Annotated in this window: 16 protein-coding genes; 8 read left to right on the top strand and 8 right to left on the bottom strand. The window is 53.3% G+C overall.

The window, feature by feature from the left end; genetic code table 11:
• Window positions 1-2: 2 nt before the first annotated feature.
• Complete coding sequence (locus MT343_RS12575; RefSeq protein WP_145470099.1) at window positions 3-677, top strand: hypothetical protein; 675 nt, start codon at window positions 3-5, stop codon at window positions 675-677.
• 89 nt (window positions 678-766) lie between these two features.
• Window positions 767-1561 carry a tRNA cyclic N6-threonylcarbamoyladenosine(37) synthase TcdA gene (tcdA, locus tag MT343_RS12570; RefSeq protein WP_145470100.1) on the top strand — a complete coding sequence of 265 codons (795 nt, stop codon included), beginning with the start codon at window positions 767-769 and terminating at the stop codon, window positions 1559-1561.
• Window positions 1562-1588: 27 nt separating this feature from the next.
• Here the strand turns inward: tcdA and MT343_RS12565 are convergent, their stop codons facing one another.
• The 3 genes from MT343_RS12565 to dmeF all read right to left on the bottom strand — a co-directional run bounded on the left by MT343_RS12565 (window position 1589) and on the right by dmeF (window position 3915).
• Entirely contained in the window at window positions 1589-1942 is a 354-nt protein-coding gene (locus MT343_RS12565) for a GFA family protein (RefSeq protein ID WP_145470101.1), read from the bottom strand.
• Window positions 1939-2646 (bottom strand): DUF4336 domain-containing protein, encoded by a 708-nt coding sequence (locus MT343_RS12560; protein ID WP_145470102.1) that lies wholly within the window; start codon window positions 2644-2646, stop codon window positions 1939-1941. Before MT343_RS12560 ends, MT343_RS12565 begins: the two co-directional genes overlap by 4 nt.
• A gap of 294 nt (window positions 2647-2940) precedes the next feature.
• The gene (gene dmeF / locus MT343_RS12555) at window positions 2941-3915 is read right to left on the bottom strand and encodes a CDF family Co(II)/Ni(II) efflux transporter DmeF (protein ID WP_145470103.1); all 975 of its coding nucleotides are present in this window, start codon (window positions 3913-3915) and stop codon (window positions 2941-2943) included.
• A 272-nt stretch (window positions 3916-4187) separates the two neighbouring features.
• On the opposite strand from dmeF, the gene MT343_RS12550 reads away from it, so the two are divergent.
• Window positions 4188-4955, top strand: coding sequence for a hypothetical protein (locus tag MT343_RS12550; RefSeq protein ID WP_145470104.1), 768 nt, complete (start codon window positions 4188-4190; stop codon window positions 4953-4955).
• 73 nt (window positions 4956-5028) lie between these two features.
• Here the strand turns inward: MT343_RS12550 and MT343_RS12545 are convergent, their stop codons facing one another.
• Window positions 5029-6129, bottom strand: coding sequence for a nucleoid-associated protein (locus tag MT343_RS12545; RefSeq protein WP_145470105.1), 1101 nt, complete (start codon window positions 6127-6129; stop codon window positions 5029-5031).
• A 290-nt stretch (window positions 6130-6419) separates the two neighbouring features.
• Entirely contained in the window at window positions 6420-6962 is a 543-nt protein-coding gene (locus tag MT343_RS12540; protein WP_145470106.1) for an adenine phosphoribosyltransferase, read from the bottom strand.
• A 263-nt stretch (window positions 6963-7225) separates the two neighbouring features.
• Between MT343_RS12540 and MT343_RS12535 the strand changes: the two genes are divergently transcribed.
• A complete protein-coding gene (locus MT343_RS12535; RefSeq protein ID WP_145470107.1) occupies window positions 7226-8518 on the top strand; it encodes an NCS2 family permease in 1293 nt (430 codons plus the stop codon).
• A gap of 91 nt (window positions 8519-8609) precedes the next feature.
• On the opposite strand, the gene fghA is transcribed toward MT343_RS12535, so the two are convergent.
• Together fghA and MT343_RS12525 are read right to left on the bottom strand one after the other, a co-directional pair.
• Window positions 8610-9476 (bottom strand): S-formylglutathione hydrolase, encoded by an 867-nt coding sequence (gene fghA, locus MT343_RS12530; RefSeq protein WP_145470108.1) that lies wholly within the window; start codon window positions 9474-9476, stop codon window positions 8610-8612.
• Window positions 9477-9485: 9 nt separating this feature from the next.
• Window positions 9486-10616, bottom strand: coding sequence for an S-(hydroxymethyl)glutathione dehydrogenase/class III alcohol dehydrogenase (locus MT343_RS12525; protein ID WP_145470110.1), 1131 nt, complete (start codon window positions 10614-10616; stop codon window positions 9486-9488).
• A gap of 129 nt (window positions 10617-10745) precedes the next feature.
• On the opposite strand from MT343_RS12525, the gene MT343_RS12520 reads away from it, so the two are divergent.
• The 3 genes from MT343_RS12520 (at window position 10746) to MT343_RS12510 (ending at window position 12779) form a co-directional block, all read left to right on the top strand.
• Window positions 10746-11657: a LysR substrate-binding domain-containing protein gene (locus MT343_RS12520; protein ID WP_304650346.1), complete on the top strand. Its 912-nt coding sequence runs from the start codon at window positions 10746-10748 to the stop codon at window positions 11655-11657.
• Window positions 11658-11718: 61 nt separating this feature from the next.
• Complete coding sequence (locus MT343_RS12515) at window positions 11719-12102, top strand: DUF2750 domain-containing protein (RefSeq protein WP_145470112.1); 384 nt, start codon at window positions 11719-11721, stop codon at window positions 12100-12102.
• 89 nt (window positions 12103-12191) lie between these two features.
• A complete protein-coding gene (locus MT343_RS12510) occupies window positions 12192-12779 on the top strand; it encodes a glutathione peroxidase (protein ID WP_145470114.1) in 588 nt (195 codons plus the stop codon).
• 355 nt (window positions 12780-13134) lie between these two features.
• Here MT343_RS12510 and MT343_RS12505 read toward each other — a convergent pair whose 3' ends face one another.
• Window positions 13135-13869: a helix-turn-helix transcriptional regulator gene (locus tag MT343_RS12505; RefSeq protein WP_145470116.1), complete on the bottom strand. Its 735-nt coding sequence runs from the start codon at window positions 13867-13869 to the stop codon at window positions 13135-13137.
• 113 nt (window positions 13870-13982) lie between these two features.
• Between MT343_RS12505 and MT343_RS12500 the strand changes: the two genes are divergently transcribed.
• Window positions 13983-14939: a carbon-nitrogen hydrolase family protein gene (locus tag MT343_RS12500; protein ID WP_222428594.1), complete on the top strand. Its 957-nt coding sequence runs from the start codon at window positions 13983-13985 to the stop codon at window positions 14937-14939.
• The last annotated feature ends 10 nt before the right edge of the window (window positions 14940-14949 follow it).

Raw genomic sequence — 14949 nt, 5'->3', positions numbered from 1 at the left:
CCATGCGTAATCTGTTAACCGTTATTGTTGCCCTGATCTGGTCCGTCCAGAGTCAGGCGGCTGAGTTACAGGGCGTTGGTATTTTTCAGACGCTCAATAAACCCTGGTTTCTGACTGCACTGTATACCGCTGAGGTCAGTGCGGCTGATAAGACTGCCGCCACCGAGTCCGCCGTTGCAGAGCCGGAACGCCTCGAATTTAAAGTGCTGGAAGACAAAATCAGCGCCTACCGTTTCCGCCAGCTGTGGCAGGAAGCTTTTGCGGTGGTTCACGGTGATGATGTCTGGAACACCTATGCCGCCGACCTCAATGCTTTTTTTGAGCTGGTGAAAGGGCCGCTGAAGACCAATGACCATCTGGTTATCGAGCAGGAAGGCGACGCTGCTGTTGTAACCCTTAATTATCGTGAACATGCACGGTTATCGTCTGCGTTCCTGCCGTTACTGGTCAGTACCCTGACCGCACGTATTGCTCCGATTCCGGAACTGAAAGCCGGTCTGCTGGGCGAGTTACCGGCATCCGAAGCCAAGACTCTGTTACTGCAATATGACCGTGGTGAGCCTTCACTGCGCCGTATTGCCGAAACGGCCCGCTGGTTGCGCCGTAAAGAGCCAATGGTCAATGCTCAGGCATCCACATCTGCCAATCTGCAGGCAGCCCGCGTCTCTACCCTCTGATATACTGCGCGCCGTTATTAACGGCGGCGCTTCTTTGTGTTCGCCTGATATTGCTCTGGTATTGATCTGCTATTGCTCAAAAGGTGTGCATGACTCCCGACTATCTTGATCGTTTTGGTGGTATTGGCCGTTTGTACGGCGTTGCCGGTCTTCAGCGTCTGCACGCATCCCATGTCTGTGTGGTCGGCATTGGCGGAGTGGGTTCCTGGGCGGCGGAAGCACTGGCGCGCTCCGGCGTTGGGGAAATCACCCTGATCGATATGGATGATATCTGCGTCACCAACACCAATCGTCAGATTCATGCGCTGGGCGGTGATATCGGTAAGTTGAAAGTGGAAGCTGTAGCTGATCGTATCCGTCGTATTAACCCAGAGTGCAAAGTGCATGCGCTGATGGAGTTTGTGACCGTCAATAATCAGCGTGAATTAATCCATACCGGCATGGATTACGTGATCGACTGCATCGACAGCGTGAAGAATAAAGCCGCGCTGATTGCGCACTGTAAACGTAATAAAATCCGTATCGTTACCACTGGCGCTGCTGGTGGTCAGACTGACCCGACGCAGATTCAGGTCGCGGATTTAAATAAAACCTTTAATGACCCGCTGGCGCGCAAGGTGCGTTCTTTACTACGGCGTGAATATAATTTTTCGCGTAATGCCGCGCGTAATTATTCTATTCCCTGTGTATTTTCCAGCGAACAGCTGCAATACCCGCAGCCGGATGGCAGTGTCTGTCAGACCAAATCCTTTGACGGCGACAGCACGCGGCTGGATTGTTCATCGGGTTTTGGTTCGGCCACCATGGTGACCGGTACCTTTGGCTTTGTTGCCGCCGCCCGGGTGGTGAAACGTATTGCCGACGAGTCCGGCAAAAAGAGCTGAGGCGTTTTAACCGCTGCAGGCGGCGCCTTACAGCGCCGCACCATCAAACACTTCAGTACGCAGGCTGAACGGGTCGATACCTTCAATGCAGCCGATATTCACACGGTAATGGCCAGGCTTGCGCAAGGTCTGGTGAAACGTATAAATACCGCAATGGCGGCAGAAGTGATGCTTGGCGATGCCGCTGGCAAATTCATAGGTGGCCAGGGCGTCATTCTGTACGTCGATGGTTATCTCATCCGCAGCCAGTACAAAGCTGGTCATTAAGGCGCCTTTACGGATGCACATGGAGCAATTGCAACGCAGGCCTTCGCTTATTTCTTCATGGCTAAAAGAAAATTTTACAGCGCCGCAGTGGCAGGAACCTGTATACGCTCTCATTGCACATCCTCTTGTTTAAGATTCAGCCAGTTGAATGAACGGCGCAAAAAAGTGACGGCATTGCTGTCAACCATCAGGCCGTGTGCCATGCTAATTTTCTCCGGCTGCCAGTTGATAATCCGTAGCATATGAGCGCGGGCTTCAGCTTTGTGAAACAAAAAGCTTAAACGCCAGTCGGCCGGCATTTTACCGTTGGGGGCGAGAATCCCCGCGGCTTTGGCCAGCAGACGTTTCAGCGGGGTAAAAGAATCCGGGGCAAAGTTTTCGATCAGGTCTGTCACGATCAGTATTTTTGATGCTTTGTGAAAGAATACGGCTTCTTCCATCACCGCAGAGCCGGTAAACAGCAGTTGTTCTATATCCTCCTGCCAGGGGGCGGTAAAGTCGGGAGTGAAAACACCGTCAAAGCGGATATCGGTACGTTTTTGTTGCACACCCTGAGTTCCGAACAGCTGCGCCTGAGGGTATTGTTGCTGCCACTGGGGCAGAAAAAGATGATGCAACTGGTTGGGTGCGATCAGATAGCGAACGGGGCCGAGCTGATCAATCTGCTGCTTCAGCGTCTCATCCAGACGGATTGGACTGTGTATCCAGAGCGAGCCACATGACAGGCGAATCACTGTCATGCGGGTGGTATAGGGAAGGGTGAAAAAAGGTACCGCTTCCCCGTCAAAAGACCAGATATTATCTGCAAGATTATTCATCGCACTCCCTGCTTTATGTTTGTTCTGTTTAGGGCCTGTCGACACTAATTAAACAGGCCTGTTATCGGCTAAAAATTCCTCAGACAAGGCGCTGAGAGTGTGGCCTAACGGGTTAAGCGAACGAACAGCAACGCAGGATGAGGGATTTTTATCCATAACCCTCCGGGCTGAGGCTAGTTTTTCCCATCAACTTCGTCGTTCGTCATTCATTTAGCCCGCTAATATCACTCCTCTCTCCTTGTTCTGAGAAAAACTGGCTCTCAGCAGGCCGGATTTACTTAGTGTCGACAGGCCCTAATGTTGCGGACGGTTAACCGGGCACTCCGGCATCCGGCATTCATTCACCTCGATGGTGATATGTGCCAGTTGGCGGAAATCACTCAGCAATGCTTTGTAGTGATCGGTATGGCGTGGCTGGTGGGTAACCAGCGAAATAATCGCCGCGTAATCATTACCACTCACTTTCCAGATATGAATATCGGCCACCTGATTATCGCCATCCTGTTCAATGGTCTGACGGATAGCGGCACGCTGTTGATCGCTGATACTGGCGTCGAGTAATACCGGTGCGCTTTGTTTAACCAGACCGATCGCCCAGCGTGAAATAATCAGTGCACCGACAATACCCATTAACGGATCAAGCCAGTTCAGGCCGAAGAATTTTCCGCCCAGCAGCGCGGCAATGGCCAGCACCGAGGTCATGGCGTCCGCCAGTACGTGCAGGTAAGCGGCGCGTAAATTATGGTCATGGCCAGTATGGCTGTGATCATCATGATGATCGTGATCGTGATCGTGGTGCGCATGGCCGTGATGATGATGGTCTTTCAGCAACAACGCACTGACCAGATTAACCGCTAAGCCCAGCAGAGCCACCAGAATTGCCTGATCAAACTGAATGGCGTGCGGCTCAAATACCCGTACCACCGATTCGACCAGCATCACCAAAGCCACGACGGCAAGCGCCACTGCACTGGCAAAGCCACCCAGAACATTCACTTTACCGGTGCCAAAACTATAGGCCGGATTATCGGCATGGCGGCGTGCATAGCGGTAAGCAAATAAAGTAATAAGAAAAGCGGCCACATGGGTGCCCATATGCCAGCCATCGGCCAGCAGTGCCATGGAGCCGTACCAGGCGCCGGCGATAATTTCTGCCACCATAGTGACGGCGGTCAGAATCAGTACATAAAAGGTATTGCGCTCGCCATCCGGATTGCTGCCGCTGAAGTGGTGTGGGTGCTGCCAGTGGCTGATATTGTGCTCGGTCATTAAAACCCCTGTCATACATTTAGCATACGGCTTCCGCTAAATTGGAACGCTATGCCCAGATTTCATGATGTATCGCGACAATCTTATCGCACTTAGCGGCAAAAAGGACGTACCACAAAAATCCGGGGGTTAGTGTCCGCCTTTATGACAAACCACTATTGACACCATGGCCCGGTTAAAGAGAAGGTTCAGCCAATGAAAAAAACAAGCGACAGATTAACTGTCCTCTCTCAGTATTTAAGCGCGCACCATAAAATAAGGAGTATAAGCGAGTGAAACGTCTGTTGTTGCTGATGGTGGCCCTTGGGTCAGTATTGATGAATCCTGCTCAGGTGAGTGCTGATGAAAACCCGGTAAATACAAGCCAGCCTCAGGTAAACCTGAGCGCCGATACAGTGCGCCAGCGCTTGTTCTTGCAGACTCTGGCCTATCGCAGCAGTGCTGAATTCAGCCTTTATTCTTTACAGCATGGTGATCGTAAATCCGCTCAGCGTCTGGATGCCGTATTGGCTGAAGGGCAGGCTATGGCGAACGCTCTTAAAGCAACCTGGCCAGAGCTGGCGCCTGCCTGGCAAGACATGACTCAGTTCGTTGACAGCAACCGTGCCATTGCAGCAAAAGCGGAAGACGTTAGTTTTTCCATCCGCCTGAATGAAAACTACAGCAAACTGTATGCGGTGCTTGATGGCAGCATTCCTGATACCTCGGTACTGGATAATGAAACCCGGCGCATATTGAATATGCTCGATAGTCTTGAACATATGGTTTCAGCTTATCTGTTTTTTAATATCAATATTTTCGGTGGTCTGGCGGTGACGGATACCGGTATCGAACAACAGAATAAACTCTTTAAGGCGTTAACTGCCGAACTGGATGATGCGGAATTACGTACCCAGGTTGAGCGCAAGTGGGGCTTTTTGGAAAGTACTTTGCTGGCCTATAACGAACGCTCAGCCGTCTTTATTGTGACCCGCACCTGTGACTCCATTCGTGAGTTATTACTGAAGAAACTGCAGCCCGAAGACAGTGCTGAATCCTGAGTTAACAGCATAAAAAAAGCCGCAGTTGCGGCTTTTTTATGTCCGGGTTTTTATTCTTCCGCGTTGCCGCTAATCAGGATTCTTTTAATTGTTTCAGCAGCGACTCCGGCACCTTGGTGATGCGCAGCTCGTTACTGCTTTTATCAAAGATAATATCCTTATCCAGCAGGCTGGCAGAGAAACTCAGGCTCAGGTCTTTATTTTTACCGCTGTAGCGGATAAATCCGCGCAGCTTTTTACGGTCGGGAATCAGCTCGGTTTTAATGGCTTCCGCCACTACCTGTTGAGAGGCTCCCTGAGCTGCCAGCTGCTCCGGCGTTAACCCGCTGTTTTGTCGCTGGCTTTGCTGGCGTTCTTTTTGTTTGTCGACAATATAGTGAGCAAAGGCTTTGGCCGGTTCGGCTTTGACCTGGGTTTCCATATAGCTGGCCAGCTCATCGAACACGACCGGTTCACCGCGCAGATCCTGCTCAATACAGTAATCCACCACCTTGGTTTTGTATTCGAAGCTGTCTTCCGGGCTCAGGGTCTGGCTGAACTCGTCAACAATTTCCAGAAACTCTTCGGTTTCGGCAGCGGTATTTAAGGTATCGGTAAAACCAATGCATTCGGCAAACTGGTTCTGCAGCGGTTTATCGCCGCGGCCAAAACTGAACGTCAGGTATTTGCTGTCGTCATCGGCCAGCCAGTCGGTGATGTTGAGCATGACACCAAAACCGGTATTGGAAAAATCCAGATAATGGGTTTCGCTCAGCGTCATATCGGTATTAATCGATACGCTGCTTTTGCGCCGCAGGTGGAACATGTACAGGCGGTCGCTGTCGGCCAGCTGCTCGTAAAAGAAGGCGAGGTAGCCTTCCAGTGCCAGCTCGGTATTGTCGAGGGCGTTGGCGAACTGTTTGCTCAGGCGGCGGGTAAGGGCAACAAAGCTCTGGCGCTCGCCCTGCCAGTCCTGAATCTGCGCCCGCGCCTGGGTAATTTCCGGATGAAAAATACCGTAACGCTTACCCGCGCGCTGGGTCAGCACGGCTTTTAGCTGCGCCGCAGTCTGGGCGTAGAAGTGGGCGACCAGTTCGCTGTCGAGATCGGCTTCCTGTTCACTGCATACCAGCGTTGCCGCCGGGTCTTTGATGTCTTTGCTGATCTGATGGGTTACAAAATGGCGCAGGCTCATGATTTTTTATCTCTTAGCGGGCTTTTAGGGCCTGTCGATACTAATTAAACAGGACTGTTATTGGCTAAAAATTTCTCAGACAAGGCGCTGAGAGTGTGGCCTAACGGGTTAAGCGAACGAACAGCAACGCTGGATGAGGAATTTTTAGCCATAACCCTTCGGGCTGAGGCCAGTTTTCCCCATTAACGTCGTCGTTCGTCATTCATTTAGCCCGCTAATATCCCTCCTCACTCCTTGTTCTGAGAAAAACTGGCTCTCAGCAGGCCGGATTTACTTAGTGTCGACAGGCCCTAGTGTCCGTCAAATTCGCAGATGGCATAAACGTCGAAACCGGCGTTACGCAGTTTTTCGCTGCCTTTCAGGTCTGGCAGGTCAATGATGGCGGCTACTTCCACCACCTCGGCCTGCAGCTGTCGCACCAGCTCACAGGCGGCCAGCATGGTGCCGCCGGTGGCGATCAGATCGTCCATCACCAGCACGCGGTCGCCGGCTTTAAAGGCATCGGTATGCAGTTCGATGGTGGCACTGCCGTATTCCAGATCATAGCTCTGGGTCACGGTTTTAAATGGCAGCTTACCTTTCTTGCGTACCGGCACCAGGCTCAGACCCAGCTCGTAGGCCAGCGGCGCGCCGAGGATAAAGCCGCGGGCGTCGATGGCGGCGATGGCATCCAGCTGCTGGTCCTGATAGCGGTGTACAAAGCTGTCGATCAGCTTACGGAATACGGCACGGTTCTGCAGCAGCGGCATGATGTCGCGGAACATCACTCCATCTTCCGGCCAGTTGGCTACGGTACGGATGGCGTCTTTAATTTCCTGGCTGTAGGCACTCATGGTCTGTCTCTGTCGGTTCGGGTACGGCAATGTACGTGGGTATAAGAGCGTGTGCGGCGTATGGCCTGCGGTGCTGGCCGGCAAAAGAACCGACCATTCAGTCAGGTTTTCTTGGGCTTTGGCCAGCAGGGCATTATAATCCGCGGCCACAAAAAGTCTCCCTCCGCCGGATGCGGATCACTTATGGCAGCAGTCTGCCTGAGTTGAGGCCGCATGAATGCTGGCTGCCGGGCTTGTTTCGCTAACCAACAAAGGTTCTTCCCATGCTGGAAAAGCTGTTTCAGCTGTCGCGCTTCGGCAGCAATGCACGCACCGAGCTGCTGGCTGGTGTCACCACCTACCTGACCATGGCGTACATTATTTTCGTTAACCCGTCGATGCTGGCCGATGCCGGTATGGACCACGGTGCGGTGTTTGTGGCGACCTGTCTGGCGGCGGCTGTTGGCTGCTTTATTATGGGTTTCTGGGCTAACCTGCCGGTGGCGCTGGCGCCGGGCATGGGCCTGAATGCTTTCTTCACCTACGGTGTCGTGCTGGGTATGGGTTACAGCTGGCAGACCGCTCTGGGGGCGGTATTCCTGTCAGGCTGTATTTTTATTCTGCTCAGTCTGTTCAGAATCCGTGAATGGGCGATCAATGCCATTCCGGTCACGCTGAAAAAAGCCATTGCTGCCGGAATCGGCGCCTTTCTGGCACTGATCGCTCTGAAGAATGCCGGCATTATTGTGGCGCATCCGGCGACACTGGTCAGTCTCGGTAATTTAGGTGATTTCGGCCCGGCCATGGCCATTCTGGGTTTCTTCCTGATCATTGCCTTCACCCAGCGTAATATCCACGGTGCTGTGTTGCTGGCGGTGTTGCTGGTAAGCGTGATTGCAGTCGCTAGCGGCCATGTGGAATACACGGGCATTGTTTCTGCGCCACCATCCATCGCGCCGACCTTTATGCAGATGAATCTGGCGGAAGCCTTTGATGTGGCGATGCTGAGCGTGATTTTCGCGTTCCTCTTTGTTGATCTGTTCGATACCTCCGGCACCCTGATTGCCGTGACCCAGCGTGCCGGTCTGACCAAAAGTGATGGTCAGGTGCCACGCTTAAAGCAGGCCTTGCTGGCTGACAGTACCGCGACCGTGACCGGCGCGATGCTGGGCACCTCAACCACCACCAGTTATATCGAAAGTGCGGCCGGTGTTTCCGCCGGTGGCCGTACCGGCTTAACGGCGGTTGTGGTCGGCGTTTTGTTTCTGCTGAGCATTTTCTTCGCACCACTGGCCGGAATGATTCCGGCTTATGCCACCGCCGGTGCGATTTTTTATGTTTCGATTCTGATGCTGTTCACGCTGAAAGAAGTGGACTGGGAAGACCTGACCGAAGCCGCGCCGGTGGCTGTGGTACTGCTGATGACGCCGCTGACCTTCTCCATTGCCCATGGCATCACGCTGGGCTTTATCACCTATGCGCTGGCGAAAGTGCTGGGTGATAAAGCGCGTGAACTGTCTGCCGGTGTCTGGGTGCTGTCGGCGCTGTTATTGCTGAAAGTAATTTTTGTGCACTGATAGAGAGTGCGCAAAACGCCCGGTTATCAACGGGCAATAAAAAAGGCAGTGGAGCAATCCACTGCCTTTTTTGTTTTACCGTTCTGGCTGATCAGCCAGCCAAATACTGCGCATGAAAACGCAGATGATCATCAATAAAACTGCTGATGAAATAGTAGCTGTGATCGTAGCCTTCATGACGGCGCAGGGTCAGCGGGTAGCCGCTGGCTTTGGCGGCGTCTTCCAGTGTTTCCGGGTGCAGCTGGTTGCTTAAGAAATCATCGGCCAGACCCTGGTCGACCAGCGCGGGTAAATGCGCTGACGCAGGACTGTTGCGCATTAACTCGCTGCTGTCATAAGCCAGCCACTGCTCACGGTCGTTGCCCAGATACGCGCTGAACGCTTTGATGCCCCAGGGGCAGCGGCTCGGGTTGCTGATCGGGCTGAACGCCGACACCGAGGTAAAACGCTGCGGATTTTTCAGAGCCAGCGTCAGAGCACCGTGCCCACCCATAGAGTGACCACTGATGGCGCGCTTGTCGCTTACCGGAAACAGCGCTTCGATTAAGGCCGGTAATTCCTGCAGTACATAATCTTCCATGCGGTAGTGCGCAGCCCATGGCGGCTGAGTCGCGTTCAGGTAAAAACCGGCTCCTAAGCCCAGATCGTAAGCGCCCTGCGGATCGTCGGCCACGCCTTCGCCACGCGGACTGGTGTCCGGGGCGACGATGGCAATGCCCAGCTCAGCGGCCAGGCGCTGGGCGCCGGCCTTCTGCATAAAGTTTTCATCGCTACAGGTCAGGCCGGACAGCCAGTAGAGCACTGGCACCGGGTTGCCATTACTGGCCTGTGGTGGCAGAAAAATCGCAAAGCGCATGCTGCAGTTAAGCACCGCCGACTGATGCCGGTATTGCTTATGCCAGCCGCCAAAACTTTTGTTCTGGCTGAGGCGCTCAACATCGGTATTCACGTCCGTCATAGCAGCCCCTTACTGGTTGTAATGAATAACGCTGCGGATGCTTTTGCCTTCGTGCATTAAATCGAAGGCGTCGTTAATGGCATCCAGACCCATGGTGTGAGTAATAAAATCACTCAGTTTGAATTCGCCTTTTAAATAACGCTCAACGTAATCCGGCAGTTCGCTGCGGCCTTTCACACCACCAAAGGCGGTACCGCGCCAGACGCGGCCGGTGACCAGCTGGAACGGACGGGTGGAAATTTCCTGACCGGCACCGGCAACACCGATAATCACCGATTCGCCCCAGCCTTTGTGGCAGCATTCGAGTGCTGAACGCATCACGTTAACGTTACCGATGCATTCGAACGAGAAGTCCACGCCGCCGTCGGTCATCTCGACGATCACATCCTGAATCGGCTTATCGAAGTTTTTCGGATTGACGCAGTCGGTCGCACCCAGCTGTTTGGCCAGTTCGAATTTACTTTCGTTAATGTCGATGGCGATGATGCGCGAGGCCTTGGCCATGGCCGCACCAATCACCGCCGATAGACCAATACCACCCAGACCGAAAATAGCCACGGTATCGCCTTCTTTTACTTTGGCGGTGTTCATTACTGCGCCCATACCGGTGGTGACGCCACAGCCCAGCAGACAGACTTCTTCCAGTGGCGCCGTCGGGTTGACCTTGGCCAGAGAGATTTCCGGCAGCACGGTGTACTCAGAAAAGGTTGAGCAACCCATATAGTGATAAATGGTTTTGCCGTTTTGCGAGAAGCGGCTGGTGCCGTCCGGCATCAGGCCTTTGCCCTGAGTGGCACGGATTTTCTGACACAGGTTGGTTTTACCCGACAGGCAGAACTTACATTCGCCACATTCCGGGGTGTACAGCGGAATCACATGGTCGCCAACGGCAACACTGGTTACGCCTTCACCAATGGATTCCACAATACCGCCGCCTTCGTGGCCGAGAATGGCCGGAAAAATACCTTCAGGGTCTTCACCAGACAGGGTGAAGGCATCGGTATGGCAGACGCCGGTGGCAACGATGCGCACACGCACTTCACCAGCCTTGGGTGGCGCTACCTGAACTTCTTCGACGGATAACGGCTGGCCCGGGCCCCAGGCAATGGCGGCGCGGCAGGTAATGGTTTCTGCGGTCATGGTGTATCTCCAACAGCAAAGGTGATGGGTAAAAAATTCTGAACAGGCAGTGTAATCATTTCTTTTGGTGAGATAATCCTGCTGGTTATAAAATCACTTTTACATATTGGTAATAATCGGGCGGAAAAGATGCAATCAATACCCCAGTGGGAGGGCATCCGTGAGTTTGTGGCGGTGGCGGAATCCGGCAGTTTTACCGCGGCGGCGGTGCAGCTTGGGTTGTCTACCGCGCAGGTGAGCCGTCAGGTGCGGGCACTGGAGCAGCGTCTCGGCAGTGAGTTGCTGTTTCGCACCACGCGACGGGTGGCGTTAACCGAACCGGGGCAACTCTATTACCAGCACTGCCGCCTGCTGCTGGATGGTCTGGCCGAGGCGGAGCTGGCGCTGGGCAATCTGCAGGCTACGCCGCAGGGTAAGCTGCGCATCACTGCGCCGATGAGTTACGGCGAGCGCCATATTGCGCCCTTGTTAAATGACTTTGCTCTGCGTTATCCGCAGATTCAGCTGCATTATCTGCTCACCAATGAAAAGCTCGACCTGGTCGGCGGCGGTTACGATATGGCCGTGCGACTTGGCAAACTCGATGACGATCGGCTGGTCGCGCGGCGTCTGGCATCGCGTGAGCAGTACACCTGCGCTTCGCCGGGCTATCTGGCGGCCCATGGTGAGCCGCACTCGCTGGCGGAACTGAAGCAGCATAATTGCCTGGCCGGTACCCTCGATTACTGGCGTTTTCAGGAACAGGGACGCGAGCGGGTGGTGCACATCAGCGGCAGTCTCAGTGCTAATAGTGGCCCGGCGCTGCTGGATGCTGCGCTGAAAGGCATCGGTATCGTGCAGCTGCCGGATTATTACGTGCAACCCTATATTGAGCGCGGCGAGCTGATCAGCCTGCTGCCGGCCATCCGCCCCTCGCATGAAGGTATCTGGGCGCTGTATCCGCCAAGCCGCAATTTATCGCCCAAGGTGCGCCTGCTGATTGATTATCTGGAGCAGCAGCTGAACGGAGCGGGCAGCGATCCGGACGCTGAATATCTGTAATGACTTAACCGCTACGAGTCCTTATAGTGCGCTTTTTAACGCCCGCATTAAGGCACGCATCATGAGCTATACCCTCAGTCAGAAAGAACATCAGGCCAGCCTGAAACTGTCGAACCATCAGCGCTATCAGTATTTTATCGACAAGGTCGTGGCGCACGGCGAAATCTGGAGTCTGGCCAACGACGAAGGCTGGGTCACCCTGACCTCCGAAGGCGATAATTGCCTGCCTGTCTGGCCCCATGCGGACTATGCCGCTGAATGGGCGACCGGTGAGTGGGAAGACTGTGCCCCCAAAGTCGTGCCACTGGACGTCTGGCTGGAGCGCTGGACAGCGGGCCTGACCGCCGATGAAACCTATCTGGTGGTGTTCCCCAACCTGAAAGAAGAAGCGCTGCTGGTCGAGCCGAATGAGCTCGATGAAGCCCTGCGTGAGGCGATGGAATAAGCCAGCCTGCATGGCGCTCATTGCTTGTTGTATAGGTTTTGTATAGTGTTGATGTTCTGTGACATCAACCCTTTCCTGCGGAGAACACCATGACTGTTATTCCCCTGCTTAAACGACTCGCCATGAGCGCTTTGCTGCTCAGTGTCAGCGCCTGTTCAACCCAGGCGGTTGCCATCGATCGCAGTGCTTTTACCACCACTGCTGAGGGCAATGCCTGTGCACCGATTTTTCAGCATAAAATGAAAAAGCTGCACAGTTCCAAAACGCTGGATCTGTGTGAAGTGGTGCAGGGCAGACCGGTACTGTTAATCAACACCGCCAGTCATTGTGGCTTCACCAAGCAGTTTGGCGATCTGGAAGCCATTCACGAAAAATACAAAGACCGTGGCCTGGTGGTGATTGGTGTATCGTCGGACTCGTTTGATCAGGAAGCCAAATCGGAAGAAGAAGCGGCGACCATCTGCTTCGAGAATTTTGGTGTCAGCTTTACCATGCTGGCGACCGTGCCGGTAAAAGGCGATAACGCTCATCCCCTGTTTAAAGAAGTAGCCCGCCAGGACACAGCACCGAAGTGGAATTTTTACAAATACCTGATTAACCGCGACGGTCAGATCATCAGCTCCAACTCCAGTTTTACCATTCCCGGTGATGACGATATTGAAGCGCTGTTGCGTTAACGTCCGCGTTATTTAACGTCACCTTAAAATGCAAAACCGGGTTTTTACCCGGTTTTTTTATGCGTTTTTATAACAGAACGATCTTCTTGCTAGGGCCTGTCGACACTAAGTAAATCCAGCCTGCTGAGAGCCAGTTTTTCTCAGAACAAGGAGAGAGGAGTGATATTAGCGGGCTAAATGAATGACGAACGACGATGTTAATGGGGAAAACTGGCCTCAGCCCGGAGGGTTATGGCTAAAAATTCCTCATCCAGCGTTGCTGTTCGCTCGCTTAACCCGTTAGGCCACACTCTCAGCGCCTTGCCTGAGAAATTTTTAGCCGATAACAGGTCTGTTTAATTAGTGTCGACAGGCCCTAGGAATAAAGATGAAATTCTTTCAGCCCCGAAAGAATGGCAGAAGGGCGGATGCCAAATATTTTTTTATAAGAATTACTCAGGTGAGCGCTGTCACTGAAACCGCTGTTCAGTGCTGAGTGGGTAATGTTGCGGGTGTTATGCACATCGCGCATAAAAATAGCCAGCCTTGACCACAGGCTGAAATGCCGGAACGAAATACCGGTATGTTGTTTAAATAAATGGTTCAGACGCGAATTCGATAAGCCAATCCGGGCGGATAATTCATCCTGTCGCCAGGGGTATTCATCTTTTTGTTGCATCAGTTGAATACATGACGCCACTCTGCGGTCGTAGCTGTTAATGTCGGCCTTCAGGGAATAGCGGATAAGTGCCGATAAATCAGCATTTAATGCCCGTTGTTCAAACCCTTTGTGACACTGATCCAGGTTGGCAATATCAAAAACAGCGGCATCATTACGTAAAAAATTTGCGCGTAATGTTCTTCCCTGCAGTGAATTGACCTCAAAATACAGCGTGGCCATATCCTCACTCTGGCAGTCAACAATATGAGCAGTACCTGCATCGATTAAAGCGCTGCGGCAGCGAACCATCGTCTGGCCACGGAGCTGAACATTAAAATGTCCTGACAGTCCCAGCAGTAATACCAGAGCGCCATGCCGGTGCTCTGTTGTTAAACCGAAATTACCGAGATACACCGCCTGTTGCGGGCGTATGTGCAGAATGCTGTTCATCGTTAGCGTAGCCTAAACTTACAAGTTATAAACGCCGGGCGCTGTTAAGCTTCAACGCATTGTGCTGCATAAAGTAACACAAAAAATAATAACAGGAACCGGGAGTCTTGATCGTGAACATTGCCCCCAAAATACGTGTTGCTGCTTTGCAGACCGATACCCGTATCGGTGATACCCAGCGCAATCTGGCGCATTGTGAAGAGCTGGTTGCGGAAGCCTGCAGGGACGGAGCCGAATGGATTGCGTTGCCGGAATTTTTTAATACCGGCATTGCCTGGGACCCTGCTCTGGCCGCCGCGATTGAAGATGAAAATGGCCCGGCTGCACATTTTTTACAACGCCTGTCAGCTCAGCACGGTGTTGTACTGGGTGGATCATTTCTTTGTCGTCTGGCGGATGGTCATGTGCGTAACCGTTACCTGTGTTTTAACCGGGGAGAGCGGCTTGGTTACCACGACAAGGATTATCCCACGATGTGGGAAAACGCCTTCTATGAAGGCGGCGCAGAAACGGACAGCGGTGAGCTGGGCCAAATCAACGGCGTCCGTGTTGGCGCTGCTGTGTGTTGGGAATTTATGCGCACAGCAACTGCACGGCGTTTACGCACCAGAGTAGACGTTATTATGGGCGGCTCGCACTGGTGGAGTATTCCGCAAAACTGGCCGTTATTGTATGCCTGGCTTGAGTCCGGCAACCGCAAGAATGCTTTGCAAGCTGTACAGGATACGGCGCGTTTGGTGGGAGCGCCGGTTATTCACGCGTCACACTGTAATACCTTCCGTTGCCGTATGCCCGGGTTGCCGCTCTCTTATCACGGCCATCTGGAAGGGCAGGCCGCCGTTATTGATGCTCAGGGCAATGTTATTGCCAGTCGCAGCTATCAGCAGGGGCCGGGAGTGGTGGTTGCCGATGTCTGTTTACAGGCTCTGACCCCGCCTGATCCGCTTCCTGAACATATCTGGTTACGCTCGCGGGGAGTGGTTCCGGCGTTGTCCTGGCATTTGCATGGCATGTTGGGACGTCGCTGGTATCGGCACAATATTCTGCGCGCGCTGAGCGGGTGCTGCTGACGCTATCTGT

This window comes from Venatorbacter sp. C2-1 (assembly GCF_022832715.1).
Lineage (GTDB): Bacteria > Pseudomonadota > Gammaproteobacteria > Pseudomonadales > Oceanobacteraceae > Venatoribacter > Venatoribacter alkanivorans.
This window is presented reverse-complemented; position numbering and strand designations above follow the sequence as displayed.

Bases quoted from the DNA above. Each gene is read 5' to 3' on its own strand.
- MT343_RS12565 (WP_145470101.1), bottom strand. From the start codon at position 1,942: ATGAGAGCGTATACAGGTTCCTGCCACTGCGGCGCTGTAAAATTTTCT.
- MT343_RS12515 (WP_145470112.1), top strand. From the start codon at position 11,719: ATGAGCTATACCCTCAGTCAGAAAGAACATCAGGCCAGCCTGAAACTG.
- MT343_RS12510 (WP_145470114.1), top strand. From the start codon at position 12,192: ATGACTGTTATTCCCCTGCTTAAACGACTCGCCATGAGCGCTTTGCTG.
- MT343_RS12520 (WP_304650346.1), top strand. From the start codon at position 10,746: ATGCAATCAATACCCCAGTGGGAGGGCATCCGTGAGTTTGTGGCGGTG.
- MT343_RS12545 (WP_145470105.1), bottom strand. From the start codon at position 6,129: ATGAGCCTGCGCCATTTTGTAACCCATCAGATCAGCAAAGACATCAAA.
- MT343_RS12540 (WP_145470106.1), bottom strand. From the start codon at position 6,962: ATGAGTGCCTACAGCCAGGAAATTAAAGACGCCATCCGTACCGTAGCC.
- fghA (WP_145470108.1), bottom strand. From the start codon at position 9,476: ATGACGGACGTGAATACCGATGTTGAGCGCCTCAGCCAGAACAAAAGT.
- MT343_RS12575 (WP_145470099.1), top strand. From the start codon at position 3: ATGCGTAATCTGTTAACCGTTATTGTTGCCCTGATCTGGTCCGTCCAG.
- MT343_RS12535 (WP_145470107.1), top strand. From the start codon at position 7,226: ATGCTGGAAAAGCTGTTTCAGCTGTCGCGCTTCGGCAGCAATGCACGC.
- tcdA (WP_145470100.1), top strand. From the start codon at position 767: ATGACTCCCGACTATCTTGATCGTTTTGGTGGTATTGGCCGTTTGTAC.
- MT343_RS12560 (WP_145470102.1), bottom strand. From the start codon at position 2,646: ATGAATAATCTTGCAGATAATATCTGGTCTTTTGACGGGGAAGCGGTA.
- dmeF (WP_145470103.1), bottom strand. From the start codon at position 3,915: ATGACCGAGCACAATATCAGCCACTGGCAGCACCCACACCACTTCAGC.
- MT343_RS12525 (WP_145470110.1), bottom strand. From the start codon at position 10,616: ATGACCGCAGAAACCATTACCTGCCGCGCCGCCATTGCCTGGGGCCCG.
- MT343_RS12505 (WP_145470116.1), bottom strand. From the start codon at position 13,869: ATGAACAGCATTCTGCACATACGCCCGCAACAGGCGGTGTATCTCGGT.